Below are 13,411 nucleotides of genomic sequence, written 5' to 3' on the forward strand. Positions count from 1 at the left end.
AAGTGCCAAGCCAGGGCGTGGCGGCGCTCAATCCGCCCGGCCCACCCCGCAAGGGGTGGGTTTGTAAAGGCTCCTTCACGGTGCCTTTACCAACCCAGCCGATCCGCTTTTAAACATCCACGTTCCATGGTCCCCGCTGACTTCCTGCCGCTCGTGAACGACCTGGTGCCCGACCAGGGCGAGGACGTGATCACGCCTGAAGTGCGTGAGCGCGCCATTGAGGAGGCCCTGGTCCGCTACAACGCCGACCTGGCCCCTGATCCGGTCGACAACGTGCCGCGCGCACATCAACTGCCGGTAGCCCAGTATGCGGCCTACCTGCTGTGCCAGCAGCTCGCTACGCGCTACAGCAGCGATCGCGATTCCACCATCGCCGGCGACATGGCCCGCGTGGAAAGCCGCGCCCGGTCCTATGCGGCCAGGGCCAAGGAGTACCGCACGGCTTATTACGCCGGTACCGACCAGGCCGACCCTTTCAGCGAGCAGGCCGGCAGCGGCCTGACCCCAGCCGCTTCCGTCACAAGCTGGCCGTCGCGCAACCCTCGTTTCAACCTGGTACGCCCGCATGATTGAACTGTCGATCAGCGTAGGCGACTTGGCCTCGATCGCGCGCGGTATGCGCCAGGCGCCTGAGTACACCAATGAGGTACTGCAGGCCACCATGACAGAGGCCACCTTGCTCACGCAGCGCGAATGGCAGGAGAACCTGCCGCGCGTCACGGGCCTCACCGCCAACAGTATTACCAGCGATATCGCCAGTACACCAGCCGGTGTGCTCGGCATCGTGAGCAGCAGCCAGCCGAGCGCGGTCTTCATCGAGTTAGGCACCAAGCCACACATGCCGCCCGTGGCCGCGCTGGTGCCGTGGGTGAAGGCGGTGCTGGGCATCCGCGATCCGAAGGAAGCCGAGAGCACCGCCTTCCTGGTGGCCCGCAAGATCGCCCGCGAAGGCACACCCGCGCGGCACCCTGGCGCGCAAGCCCTGTCGGCGGTCACCGGGCAAGTGGTTGCCATGTTCGAGCGCGCGGCCGCTCAGATCGCGAAGCACCTGGTGGGAGGCACCAAATGACACCAAGCACTTTAGCGGCTTCTCGCCAGGCACTGCTGGAAGTGCTCCGCGCCGTCCCGGCCGTGGGCGTCGTCCATGACTGCGAGGTCTATGCGTCGGAAGACAAGGGCTTCAAGGCCGCCTATCGATACACGAACACCGACGCCAGCGCGGACGCCTTCGCGGCCGAGCCTCACATCCGCGGTTGGTACATCCGCAGATTCGCTACGGCCGAGGTCAACGCCAACGCCCGCATCCTGAACGAACACACCTGGCATGTGCGCGGCTACATGTCACTGAAGAGCGCCATCGATAGCGAGCTGATCTTCGACGAACTCATCGAGCGCATGCGCGATGCTGCGCGCATGCACGGAACGATGGGCGTGTCTTCGGCTTTGGGTGCCAGCACTGCACAGGAGCGTGGCGTACAGGTCATCAATGCCGGGCCGGTGCTCTTCGCGGGCGTGCTTTGCCACAGTGCCGTGCTGGAGCTGAAAACCCGCAACTGGGTCGAATGGAGGAAATCATGACCAGATCCCGCGCCAAAGCGCGCAATCAACCCCAGGTGTCGAGTCCGGAGCGCGTGAAGCTGGAGCGCGAACACGAGCACTGCGGCGTCAAGCATCCGCCTGGCGCTGTGATCGAAGTCCATCCCCAAACCGCCGAATGGCTCCGAGCCCAAGGCATTGTTTCCAAGCCAACCATCAAGAAGGATTGAAATGGCCACCACTTCACAACAGATCATCAAGCGTGTATTCGCCCCGACCGCACTGGTGGGTGAAGTCTACGCACGCAAGCGCGGTACGACCGGCGCCCGCTTTCCGCTCGGCAACGTCCTGGAACTGGAGTTGTCCCACAAGGAAGATGTGAAAACCCAGCCCAACATGCGCAGGCTTGGCGGCGGCATCCATGGCGAACTTCGCCGGGTGACCGATGTCGAGATCAAGATGACGCTGGCGGACATCAACGTATCGAACTGGGCACGGGCATCGCTTGGCTCGGCGCGTGGCGTGGAAGGTGGCACGGTGAGCGACGAAGCCCAAAAGGCTGTGCGCGGCGCTCTCATTCGTACCGCCCACATGAAACCCAAGAACGTGGTCCTTACCAAGCTGGCAGGAACCGGCACCGCGACCGACGAAGAGCATCTGAACGTTGACAAGGGTGACCTGGTGGCGCTAACCCATGCCGGCCCTTACACGAATGTCACCGTTCGCGCGGGTGCCAACATTGGCACGGCCACGCCACTCACGATGGCGAGCAACTACACCGTGGAGGCCACTGGCATCCAGATCGATGCTGCAGCGCCGGGGATCACCAATGGACAGGGCATTTGGGTCAGCTATGAGTATTCTGTGGCTGAAGGCGTGGTCTCGGCCGCTAGTAACTACGAAGTGCGTGCTGCAGGAGTCTTCATCCTGGAGAACGCGCCGGATTTTCCAGATGCCGACGACGAGGCCAACGGTGCGAGCGTGACTCTGGACTATGAGTACGACAGCTATGCGGTGATCGAAGCCTTGGTGACCAAGGCACAGGAGCTGGAGCTGACCTTCGAAGGCTTGAACGAAGCTGATGATGGCAAGCCCTCGATCGTGGACGTGTGGCGGGCTAGCCAGGGCGTGGCGGCCAGTATTCCACTGCTGGGGGACGGCAAGTTTGTCAACTTCCCTGTGACCGGTGCAATCCTTGAAGATGACACCAAAACGGGCGAAGGCATCAGCAAGTACTACCGCGTGAGCAAGGTCTAAAACCTCGCCCCTCCAAAGCAGATAAGGCCGACATATGTCGGCCTTAGCTTTTGGTGGATCGAATTAGATATTACAGCCATCGGCCACGAGGCCCAAGCAGTGCCCATCCCAGCACGCACAGCACGCCACCGGCGAGCAACCACCCTGCAGGCACGGGGGCACCCAGCATCAAGAGCAGTAACGCGCTGAAAAAGCAGATTCGAGCCATAGCGATCACATTATGAACGAAAGGACAATTGATTACACCATCCGTGCCAATAGCGATGGCACGGAAAACATTACGCGCCTTGCCAAGGAGTTCGAGGGCGTCGGCGTCGAAGCAGGCGAGCTGAAAGAGAAAGCGGCCCAGGTTTCACGCCAGTTGAAGGATGTGGCCGATCAGCAAGGAGCGATTGATTCATTGCGCGAGCTGGGTGTGCAGGGCCGCAATCTGAGCAACCGCCTGGCGGAGTCCACGTCGGAGGTCGAGCGCCTAGGTGCTGCGTTGCCAGTGGCTGCTAGAGAAACGGCGAACCTTGCCGAAGCGGAGGCCAAGGCGGCGGCAACGGTGGCGGAAACCCGCTCCAGCATCGACGAGATGCAGAAGACGTTGGTGGATCTGCGTACCAGCCATGACAAGGCGGCACGCAGCACGGACGAATACAAGGCCTCCGTGGCTCAGGCGCGCAGCACAATTGATGAGCTGCGCCAGCAGTTGAAGGAGCAAAGCAAGGCACTTGCAGACGCTGCTGATGCCACCAGGACGGCAGCCAGTGAAGAAGTGGCGCTGCAGCGCAGCTACGACCGGACCGTGGCGACTGCGGCGACGTTAAGCGGTGCCGTAGGCGAGAACCGCAAGGCGATGGACGCTGCCAGGGAGTCGGCTCGTTCGCTGGGTATCGACAGTTCCAAACTGGCTGAAGAACAAAAACGTGTGCAGCAGGCCGCACAGGGTGCGCGTGAGGGGCTGGAGCAGGCTGCAGCTATGGCTGATCGCATGCGCCAGAGCCAGGCTCTGGCCGCACAGACCGCGCAAGCTTTCCGTGAGGACTTGCGCAAACTTGGTCTGGAAGGGCCACAAGCCCCAGCGGGCCTGGAGCAGGCATTTCGCAAGCTCGGCATCTCAGGCGTCAAACAGGCTGAGGCCGCCGTGCACGACCTGCAAGTGGCATTGGCGCAGATCCGGAATTCACCGGACATCTTGCCGGCGGACAAGCAAGCTGCTGTTACGGCCTTTAAACAGCGCGTTGCCGAACTGCGCGATGAGGCAGGCAAGGCGGCTGGCGCCTCCCAGCAACTGGGGCAGTCGGTCGAAGGTACAGGTACGTCCATGGCGACGGCCGCGCACAAAGCTGCGGCCTGGACCGGGGCACTGATCGGACTGCAGCAACTCAAGTCGATCGCTGGCCAGGTCATTGAGACTGGGGCGCAGTTCGAGAACCTGCAGGTGCGACTGTCCAATCTGCTGGGCAGCACAGAGAAGGCTCAAAGCGCCTTCGCGATGATCAAGGAGCTTGCGGCCTCGACCCCGTTCGATGTGGCTGGCTTGACCGAGTCGTTTGTGAAGCTGACGGCTTTCGGCATGCAGCCGACCGAAGCGCAGATGCGTTCCCTCTCCGATGTGGCGGCTAACTTGGGCGGCGGTACCGAGGTGCTCTCGGGCGTGACACTGGCATTAGGCCAAGCATGGACCAAGACCAAATTGCAGGGCGAGGAAATCCTGCAGCTGGCCGAACGCGGTGTACCGGTGTGGGACGCTCTCGCGAAGGCGACGGGACGCACCGTTCCTGAGCTGCAGCGCATGAGCGAGGCTGGTCTGCTTGGTCGCGATGTAATCAGCAAGCTCATCGATGAGCTGGGCCGCATGAATGAAGGTGCCAGCGACAAACTGATGCGCACCTTCACCGGAGCCGTGGCAAACGCCAAAGACGCACTGGCTGAGTTCTTCGACATGGTGGCCCAATCAGGTGTCTTGGATTGGCTCACAGACAAGGTGCGGCAACTGCTGGCTGAGTTCGATCGGATGAAGCAGACCGGCGAACTGCAAGCCAAGGCCAAAGAAATCGCCGATGCGTTTCTGAATGTCGCCACCATGGTCGAGGCCGCTGCGCAGGCTCTCATCGACATGGCGCCAGCCATTGAACTCGCCGTCAAGGCCTGGATGGGGTTCAAGGCGCTCGGAATGGCACAAGCGCTCTACGGTATCGCAGCTGGCGGTAACGCTGCTGCTGCGAGCATAGCAGCTACAGGCGCAGCCAGTGCGGCGGCGGCGGCTCCATTGGGCGCCGCTGCTGTTGCGGCTGGGCGCGTGGCGACGGTATTGCGCGTGCTTCGCACAGTTTCCGGTGTAGGTCTCGCGCTTGGTGCCATTGAGCTGGCGCAGGAGTTCTTTCGAGCCAAGCGGGCGGCGGAAGAAGGTGATGCGGCCGTGCGCAAGGCGCTGGAGTCTCCACCCGCGTCCAATCAGAAGAAGAAGGCCGTTGAAGAACTCAATGAAAGCCTCGAAAAGACACCGCAAAAGGTAAGCGACCTTTTAGGTGAATTCGATCGGATGATCGAGAAAGGTGACAAGACTGCCGAAGCGATTTCCAAGATCGCCGCGAGTCTCGATCTGTCTAACGCACCCGGCATTCGTGATGCCACGCTGGTGCTGGACAACCTGCTGAAGCAGGGAAAGATTACGGCAGAGCAGTTCAAGGACGCGTGGCAAAAAGCGCTCAAGGATGTCGACCTGAATGAGTTCGAGGTCCGCGCGCGTGCAGCCTTTGACGGCACAGCAGAGGGTGTTGCAGAACTTCAGCAGGCGCTGGATGCAGGTTTACGTGAAGCCATCAGGCGTATGGGCGGTGATTTTGATGTGCTCTCTGGCGGCATTAGCAAAGCCGCGCGCAACGCGATCACTGACATAGAGATGATTGCAAACAATTTTGAGCGGCTGCGGGCAATCGGGGTTGATACCGGTAAAGCGCTTGAGGCCAGCATTTCCAAAGCCATAAATACCGCTGACAGTCAGAAAGCCATTGACGAGGTCCGCGCAAAAATCGAATCCTTGCGTAAGGTACTCGGCGACAAGATCACCGATGGCCTGCTTGACCAGGCAGCCCAGAAGGCTCGCGATCTCGGCGATGCCGCAGACAAGGCTCGCGGGGGCATTAACAGCCTGCGGGAGGCCACGAAAGAGCTGGGCCTTAAAACCCGCGAAGAACTCGATCAATCGGCCAAGAAAGCAGTAGAAGCCTACGACATCATCAAGAACGCCGGCCAGCAGGAAGGCGAGAGCTATGTGGCGTGGCAGGAGCGGAAGTCCCAGGCTGCCGAAGCCATGCTGAAGAAGATGATCGAGGCTAATGGTGGATTGGCCTCGGATGCCATCCGCGCCCGCGCTGCCGTCGAGGGCATCGAGCTGGCAATCGACAGCGTCGGCCGCGCCACCATCAAAACGGCCCAGACCTCGAAGGATTCGACCGACGACATGGTCAAGGGCTGGCGAGGCGTAGGCGGCTCAGTGGATGAGGCCACGGCCGCACTCGAAGCGCAGATCGCCCAGCAGGAAAAGCTCAATCAACTCAAAGAGCGCGAGCTGCAGCTGTACCTCAAGAAGTGGCAGATGGACAAGGAGCAGTTCGCTCTGAACTCAGCCGGCCAGCGCGTCCAGGGCCTGCAGGAAACGTCGTCATCGATCTATCAAAAATCCAAGAGCGCGGGCCTGGACGAAGAAACAGCCCTGAGCCTCTCCAGCGACCTCATGCGCGATCGGGGCCAAGGTTGGACTGGGAACCCCGACATTGTCAATCGCGCAATCAGCGATGCAGTGCTCAAGGCCGCGCAGTCCCGGGTGGGTGAAGGGAGCGCGCAAACGCCAGCGCCGTCCTCGGGTAGATCGGGAACTGCCAGCGCGGCCGAATCTGCCACCACCAATGTCTACAGCTCAACCATCAACATCGGCGGCCAGTCGATCCAGATCAAGACGGCTGACCAGGAAAGCTGGCGCTCGCTGGATAGCGTAGTCCGGCTTCTGGCAGGCGACAAGGGGAGGTCTGCGTGATCACATTGACCTATGAGAGCACCACTCGGCCTTTGAGCGATCACCTTGAATGGACTGATGAACATGCTTGGCAACCGGTTGCAATGGAGACAGATCGCGGGACGCTGGGCGACCTGCAGATCTTTGTGCGCGCTCGACAGGCCGGGCGGCCAATCACTCTAGAAGGTACGGGAAGCGGCGCCTGGATGACGCTGGCCGAGATCGAGGCACTCAAGGCCTGGGCCTCGATACCGGCCGCGCAGTTCACTTTGCATCTGCGCGGCACGTCTTTCACCGTGATGTTCGATCACACCCGCCAACCCGCCATCGACGCGAAACCTGCGTGGCCTCTGCTGGATGGCGAGGAGGCACCGGATCTGGAAATGCTGCCCACCTTTAAATTCATCGAAATCTGACCATGACCATCCTTGCACAAGACATCAAGCTGCGCGCCTCCAAGACGATGGCCGACGTTCCCGAGGGCGGCGGCGGTCCATCGGCGCAGGAGATCGGCTGGGGCGAGTCGAACACCGTGTTTGATGATATCGACTCGGTATCCCGCACCCTGGGCAACGTCTCGATTCGCCAGGTCCACATGCACGTGGACACGCCCAACACGGATCGCCTGCTCGGCGCCTATGCGATCGTGGCGAAGCTGCCCCAAGATCCCAACGTCAGCGTCACGCTTGCGGAGTGCGCTGCTTTCGCCAAGCGCAGCGAGATCTCGACCTCGATCGCCGACTACCTGATTCGCGGCGTCCGCTGGAACGGCTACCTGCTGGAAAACCACGTCAAGGGCCAGGCCAACATCCAGATCTACCAGCGCGTGGGCACGCCTGTGCCCACTATCGGGCGCACGCTCGTGCTGGTGCTCAACGAAGGGCTCTCGACGGAGGTGATCCAGTACATACGGGTCATTGCGGTCGAATCCAGCGAGAGAACGTTCACCGATCAGATAGGGGACTTCAAGGCCCAAGTCGTCAAGTGTGATCTGCAGAGCGGCCTGGCGCAAGCCCTGCCTGGCAGTCCGCCAAGCCGATTCTTCACCGCATCCGCGGGCACTACCGTCATCCGTGACACATCAGAGGCTGATGCGGCCAACTACTACGGCGCGGCGCCGCTCACTGCGGTGGGCACTCTCGGCTCCACGGAGATCAAGGTCAGCAGCGTCTACAGCCAGTTGGTGCCGAGCAGCAGCACGGCCGTTCCCAACCTCGACCAGCGCCCGGCCGCGCAGCGCCTGCTCACGCTCGCCACGGCGCCGCGCCTGGTCGAAACGCCAGTGACTCCGCACACGCGCCGGGTCAAGATCGGGCAGGAGAACCGGGGGCTTTCCTATGTTTTCCAGCTTACTCCGTTGCCGGAGCCTGGCACTGTCACGATCACTTGGGTGGGATTGGGCAACCGGCAGACCGTGATCGATGACGGTGCCGGCGCACTCGAAGGCGCAGGCGCCGGCACCGTCAGCTCGAGCACTGGCTCTCTCGCTATCACGCTGCCCAGCCTGCCCGATGTCGGCAGCGCCGTAGTGGTGAGTTGGGGAGCGCGCACCGCGTACACCAACCGCAGCTCGCAGGGCGCTCAAGTCCGGGCGCCTGAGTATGTATTTAAAACAGAGAAGGATGGGGTTGAGCCAGGTAGCGTCAGCATCGGTTGGACCTCTGGCGGCACCGTGCGTACGGCTACCGACAACGGCAGCGGCCAGATCGCGGGCGACGCCTCGGGCGTGATCGACTATCCCACGGGCACCATCTACCTGCGGCCGGCTTTCATGCCCGACGCCGGCGGGCAGTTCGCCATCGACTACCAGCGCAGCGACTCGGAAACCGAGATCATCGCGGTGCCTGGCGTGGATGCTGGCGGCTTTGCCATCCTTACGCTCGCGCAGCAGCCTGCCGCTGGCACAGTGAGCGTGTCCTGGAGCACGGCGCAGGAGGTCGGGCAGTCCAGCGGCGCCACGATGACCGCCGATAGTTGGGTCAAGACGGCGAACGCCGGGCCTGGCTCCAGCGGTGGCGGCGGAATCGGCCCTGGCTGGTGGGGAACGTTCGCGCCCACTCCCGGTAGTAGTGGCAGCAGCGCTGCACCGCCCAGCACCATGCAGACCAGCAGCAACGGCTCGCGCAGCGTCTACACCCGCACGGCCGAGCAGGCGAGCACGAAGCGCGTGATCACGAACCACAACGTGACTGACGACGGGGTAGGCGGCTTCACCGATGACCTGGGCACCGTCTCCTACGGCAGCAAGCAGATATCGCTGCGCATGGTCACTTTCGACCGGACCACGGCAAGCTACAAGACGGACTACGAGAACTCCAGCGAATTTGCGAACGCCACCGCGACCGGAGGGTCAAGCTCCGGCTCTAGCGGCGGCAACTCCCAGAAGGGCGGCGCCTGGGGCACCACGTCGGTGAGTGACCAGATGCTGGCCGGCTCCTCCGTGGTGGTCCGCTACAAGGTCGGCGTCAGCGTGCCTACGAACGAGACCATGACGTACACCCCGCCCGAGGTGGTCATTGATCTGTGTCCCTACACCACGGACCGCATCGTGCCGAGCAGCGTGCAGTTTTCGTGGATGGGTACGGTCTATCAAGACGTGGAAGGCATCGTCTACCGTGGCCGCACCTCCAGTTCGCCGGGCATCGTGAGCGGCACTATGAACTACGCGGCTGGTGTGGCGATCATGAATGACTATGTCGTGGGCGGCTCGGCCACCACGTTCGCCCTACAGAGCCTCTGGACGCAAAAGGGCGACTGGAAGGCAGCGAGCACGTTCTTCATGACCAACGCTTCGCCGATCCAGCCGGGCCAGATCACGATCACGCTGCTCGATGTCGCGGGCACCGCCATCACGGTCGACGCCGATCTGAATGGCAATCTGTCTGGCGACCATGCCATGGGCAAGGTCGACTTTCAGAACGGCCTGGCCGAGCTGCAGTTCGGTGACTTCGTGCTCGATAGCGGCTTGACGGCGGCCGAGAAGGCGGAATGGTGGTACGACCCCGGCGACGTGGGCGCCGTCCAGGCCGGCAAGATCTGGCGGCCCTGGCCGATCGATCCGGCGAGCCTGCGCTACAACACCGTCTCCAACTTCTACTTGCCCATCGATCCCGATATCCTGGGCCTGGACCCGGTCCGCCTGCCGCAGGACGGCCGCGTGCCCATTTATCGGAAGGGCCGGATTCTCTTCATCGGCCACAACGCCACCATTGCGCCGACGAACTACAGCAACGGCGCCACGATCGACTGCGGGCGTACGCGCCTGTCCCATGTCTGGCTGATCGGGGCAGATGGCAAGCTGATCACCACGGGCTTCACGGCCGACGAAGCGGCGCTGAATGCCGGAGAGATCACGGTAACCGATGTGAGCACCTGGGTGCAGCCGGTCACTGTTGAGCACCGTATCCAGGACATGGCCCTGTGCACCGACGTGCAGATCAATGGCACCTTGAAACTGAACATCCCGCTCAGTCACGATTTCCCGGTGGGAAGCGTGGTCAGCAGCGCGCTGCTCTTCGGCCTCACCTACGCGCGGATTGCCAACCTGTTCGACCAGCACAGCTGGGACGGCATCACGTGGGCTGACGCGCCCGTGGGCAATGTGGCCGTGGGTTCGTACAACGATACGGCCAACCCGGTCCTGGTGACCAACGCCGGCGCCCTCGGTGATCGCTTCGCCATGCGTTTCGCGTCCAACGCAGCGGACTTCGATCTGATCAGCGAGCACATGGGCACGATCGCGACAGGTAACAAGAACGTCAACTTCAACCCGATCAATCCGATCAAACCCGGGACACCGATCTTCACCTTGGCCGCTGCGGGTTGGGGAGGTTCATGGGTGGCCGGCAATACCGTGTTTCTCAAGCTGTCAGCGGCCATCCAGGCCATGGCGCTGATCCGCACCGTGCAACCTGGCACGCCCACAGGGCTTGATTACAGCTTCGATCTACTTACCGGCGGCGACGTCGACCGCCCGCCTTCTGCGCCTTGAGCGACCTCACATGACCACCTCCGTCAAGCTCCTTTCTTCGTCTCTGCGCGATGCGCCAGTCCTGTCCAGCGCGGCGGGCTCGCTGAAAGCGCTGCTCAGCGCTTGTTTGAAGAGCGGATTCGGCTCCGTCACGGCAAGCCTGGTCAGCGTAACCGACGGCATCGCCACGGCCACAGTTCAAAGCGGCAGCTCATTCGAATCTCGCCGCATCGTGCAGGTCTCCGGCGCCACTCCCACCGCGCTCAACGGTGACCACGAGGTTCTGCCTGGCGCCACGCTGACGCAAGTCCAGTGGGTCACAAGTGCGCCTGATGGGGATGCCACGGGCAGCATCACGATCAAGTACGCACCGGCCGGCTGGCAAGAGCTGTTTTCTGCCACCAATGTGGTTGTTCTCCAATCCGCCTCGGTCAATGCCTCGGGCTGCTGCCTTCGCGTGGACGATACCGGCACCACGTCGGCGCGGGTGATTGGGTACGGGGCGATGACGGCGATCGATGCCGGCACCGCGCCGTTTCCCACGCCGGGGCAGCAGGCAGGCGGCTTGTACTGGCCGAAGGCCCACAACGCCACTGGCTCGCGCAAGTGGGCACTGGTGGCTGACGATCGGACGTTCTACCTGTACGTCCAGCCGACCACGGACAACGTCGCGGGTTCACTGGTCGGCTTCGGTGATCTTATCGTGGATGAGGCTGCTAACCCCTGGGATTGCTTCCTGGCCGGACATACCAGTGCGGTCTTTACCGGCGGCGCAGGCTGCCTCAGCGCGGTGGGCTCAGCGCCCACGGCGGCGCTCGCACTGCCCAAGCCGGCCTCCGGCGTGGGCGATGCGACCTTGGCCTATCTGCTGTCTGCGTTTCGCACGGCTGGGGTCTCGGGAAACGGCGTCGGCTCACAGCTACCCGTATGGCCCAACGTGGCCCATGGCGACACGATCCTCACGGATGTGTACCTGATCGCCACCGATGGACTTCGCGGCCGACTTCCAGGGCTGCGGCACACGCCGGCCAGCATCACGTGGTCAACCGCGTTCGATACCGAGGCTTTTCCCGGCCATCTCGTGATGCGTACCAACCCCGGCGCGGCGGGCGTTGCGCTGGTTGACTTTGCGAAGGAGTGGCGATGAGCCAGGTTCGGTGGTCGCCGGCATTGCTGGGCGCGGATCTTTGGTTGGCGGACGATGTCTTGCCTGATGGGAGCGGGCTCGCGGCCGAATGGCGCAATACGCTTGGAGGCGCGGTCTTCTATCAAAACACAACCACTGCCCGTGCCACTCCGCAGACGATTCCTGCGGGAGGGTCTGCGCTCGCCTTCGATGGAGGCGACTACTACCTGACCACGGGATACGCGGACCTCTATCGCAACAAGACCTTCGGATGGGTTCTCGCCGTAGCCAAGAAGACCACGATTGACAGCGCTGCCGCGTCTCGCGTCGTGTTCTCGTCCTACAACGGATCCGGCGTCGCCGTCTTTGGACTTTATTGGGACGACGCCACATCCGGCGCGCAAAACCGGATTGTGCTCGGCGGTCGGCGACTGGATGCCGATGCATGGAACCGCGTGGCGTCGGCGCAAATCACTGACGGCGGCTGGCACATCATCGCCGGGGCGCTGGATTGGGCGAACCGAACGATCGTTTTAAGAGTGGACGGTCAAGTGGTAGGCTCGGCCACCAACGCATGGACGGGTGGGGGCGCCACAAGCTTCGCATCAGGCGCAACGCCAGTGGTCGGCGGTGGTACAGCAACACCGGCCCGGCTGATCGGCGGCATCGCTCACCTGATTGCGGGCTCCACCACACTGACGACGGCCGATTTCGAGAAGGCCGAGGGTTGGCTCGCTAAGGCATGCGGGCTTTCAGGGAATTTGCCTTCGGGCCATCCCTACAAGAGCGCGGCCCTACCGGAAGTCGGGGGTTTGCTGGAGGCGCGCCCTGTGCGGCTGATCGACGAGTTCAGTGGGCTCGGCACCGTCACTGGGAAGACATCGATCAAGGGGGACCCCGAGAACATTCCAACGCGCGCTCACGTCAGCCTGCTGCGCGCTCGCGACAATGCGCTTGCACGGCAGGTCTGGAGTGATCCGCTCACCGGCGCGTTCAGCGTGTCGAATCTCGACACCGCCAGGCAGCAGTTCATTGCCTTGGCGAGGTATCCGGACGGGAGCATGCGGCCCGTGGCTGGTATTTCTGCCTTGGAGGGCGCATGACATATCGCATTGGCTCCGTCCTGGCCGCTGCCCAGCTCGCCGCGAGCCTGACCCGTGCCGATCAGGGCGCCGGCTTTTCTCGCGTACGCTTGTACACCACGGATCGACCGGACACGCCCGGCGTGCACAGCGACACACCGCAGGCCGTGATCGCGCTCACCAAGCCTTGCGGCGCCCTGGCCGGGGGCGTGCTCTCGCTCACGGCGGCTGATCCTGGCATGGTCATGGCTCAAGGCATGCCTCGCTGGGCCGAGTGGATTGCCGCAGACGGCGCGCTGCTCGCGGATGGCACAGTGACCGACATGGACAACGGCGGTGATTTCAGAGTCGAGGGCGCGACCACGCCAGAGGGCGAGACAAGCCCGATGCTGTATACGGGTGGCCTGGTCACTCTCGGCACCGTGGTGTTGACATGA

General features: G+C 62.8%; 11 protein-coding genes. All 11 read left to right on the forward strand.

Features of this window, described 5'->3' with window-relative positions:
• The first annotated feature begins 126 nt into the window (after positions 1–126).
• The 11 genes from WJU18_RS30515 to WJU18_RS30565 all read left to right on the forward strand — a co-directional run bounded on the left by WJU18_RS30515 (position 127) and on the right by WJU18_RS30565 (position 13,411).
• Positions 127–573 (forward strand): hypothetical protein, encoded by a 447-nt coding sequence (locus WJU18_RS30515; protein ID WP_423458029.1) that lies wholly within the window; start codon positions 127–129, stop codon positions 571–573.
• Entirely contained in the window at positions 566–1,069 is a 504-nt protein-coding gene (locus WJU18_RS30520) for a hypothetical protein (protein WP_423458030.1), read from the forward strand. Before WJU18_RS30515 ends, WJU18_RS30520 begins: the two co-directional genes overlap by 8 nt.
• Positions 1,066–1,578: a hypothetical protein gene (locus WJU18_RS30525; RefSeq protein WP_423458031.1), complete on the forward strand. Its 513-nt coding sequence runs from the start codon at positions 1,066–1,068 to the stop codon at positions 1,576–1,578. Before WJU18_RS30520 ends, WJU18_RS30525 begins: the two co-directional genes overlap by 4 nt.
• Complete coding sequence (locus tag WJU18_RS30530) at positions 1,575–1,766, forward strand: DUF7210 family protein (RefSeq protein ID WP_423458032.1); 192 nt, start codon at positions 1,575–1,577, stop codon at positions 1,764–1,766. The genes WJU18_RS30525 and WJU18_RS30530 overlap by 4 nt, the downstream gene beginning before the upstream one ends.
• 1 nt (position 1,767) lies before the next feature.
• Positions 1,768–2,793, forward strand: coding sequence for a hypothetical protein (locus tag WJU18_RS30535; protein ID WP_423458033.1), 1,026 nt, complete (start codon positions 1,768–1,770; stop codon positions 2,791–2,793).
• A gap of 220 nt (positions 2,794–3,013) precedes the next feature.
• On the forward strand, positions 3,014–6,817 hold the full coding sequence (locus tag WJU18_RS30540; RefSeq protein ID WP_423458034.1) for a tape measure protein: 3,804 nt from the start codon (positions 3,014–3,016) through the stop codon (positions 6,815–6,817).
• A gap of 83 nt (positions 6,818–6,900) precedes the next feature.
• The gene (locus WJU18_RS30545; protein ID WP_423458035.1) at positions 6,901–7,212 is read left to right on the forward strand and encodes a hypothetical protein; all 312 of its coding nucleotides are present in this window, start codon (positions 6,901–6,903) and stop codon (positions 7,210–7,212) included.
• A gap of 2 nt (positions 7,213–7,214) precedes the next feature.
• On the forward strand, positions 7,215–10,787 hold the full coding sequence (locus tag WJU18_RS30550) for a hypothetical protein (protein ID WP_423458036.1): 3,573 nt from the start codon (positions 7,215–7,217) through the stop codon (positions 10,785–10,787).
• A 10-nt stretch (positions 10,788–10,797) separates the two neighbouring features.
• The gene (locus tag WJU18_RS30555; RefSeq protein ID WP_423458037.1) at positions 10,798–11,913 is read left to right on the forward strand and encodes a hypothetical protein; all 1,116 of its coding nucleotides are present in this window, start codon (positions 10,798–10,800) and stop codon (positions 11,911–11,913) included.
• The gene (locus tag WJU18_RS30560) at positions 11,910–12,995 is read left to right on the forward strand and encodes a hypothetical protein (protein ID WP_423458038.1); all 1,086 of its coding nucleotides are present in this window, start codon (positions 11,910–11,912) and stop codon (positions 12,993–12,995) included. Before WJU18_RS30555 ends, WJU18_RS30560 begins: the two co-directional genes overlap by 4 nt.
• Entirely contained in the window at positions 12,992–13,411 is a 420-nt protein-coding gene (locus tag WJU18_RS30565; RefSeq protein WP_423458039.1) for a hypothetical protein, read from the forward strand. Before WJU18_RS30560 ends, WJU18_RS30565 begins: the two co-directional genes overlap by 4 nt.

Source organism: Ottowia sp. VDI28 (genome assembly GCF_049532675.1).
GTDB lineage: Bacteria > Pseudomonadota > Gammaproteobacteria > Burkholderiales > Burkholderiaceae_C > Ottowia.

Coding starts and splice junctions, on each gene's coding strand:
- WJU18_RS30540 (WP_423458034.1), top strand. CDS start 3,014: ATGAACGAAAGGACAATTGATTACACCATCCGTGCCAATAGCGATGGC.
- WJU18_RS30530 (WP_423458032.1), top strand. CDS start 1,575: ATGACCAGATCCCGCGCCAAAGCGCGCAATCAACCCCAGGTGTCGAGT.
- WJU18_RS30535 (WP_423458033.1), top strand. CDS start 1,768: ATGGCCACCACTTCACAACAGATCATCAAGCGTGTATTCGCCCCGACC.
- WJU18_RS30515 (WP_423458029.1), top strand. CDS start 127: ATGGTCCCCGCTGACTTCCTGCCGCTCGTGAACGACCTGGTGCCCGAC.
- WJU18_RS30525 (WP_423458031.1), top strand. CDS start 1,066: ATGACACCAAGCACTTTAGCGGCTTCTCGCCAGGCACTGCTGGAAGTG.
- WJU18_RS30560 (WP_423458038.1), top strand. CDS start 11,910: ATGAGCCAGGTTCGGTGGTCGCCGGCATTGCTGGGCGCGGATCTTTGG.
- WJU18_RS30555 (WP_423458037.1), top strand. CDS start 10,798: ATGACCACCTCCGTCAAGCTCCTTTCTTCGTCTCTGCGCGATGCGCCA.
- WJU18_RS30565 (WP_423458039.1), top strand. CDS start 12,992: ATGACATATCGCATTGGCTCCGTCCTGGCCGCTGCCCAGCTCGCCGCG.
- WJU18_RS30550 (WP_423458036.1), top strand. CDS start 7,215: ATGACCATCCTTGCACAAGACATCAAGCTGCGCGCCTCCAAGACGATG.
- WJU18_RS30520 (WP_423458030.1), top strand. CDS start 566: ATGATTGAACTGTCGATCAGCGTAGGCGACTTGGCCTCGATCGCGCGC.
- WJU18_RS30545 (WP_423458035.1), top strand. CDS start 6,901: ATGGAGACAGATCGCGGGACGCTGGGCGACCTGCAGATCTTTGTGCGC.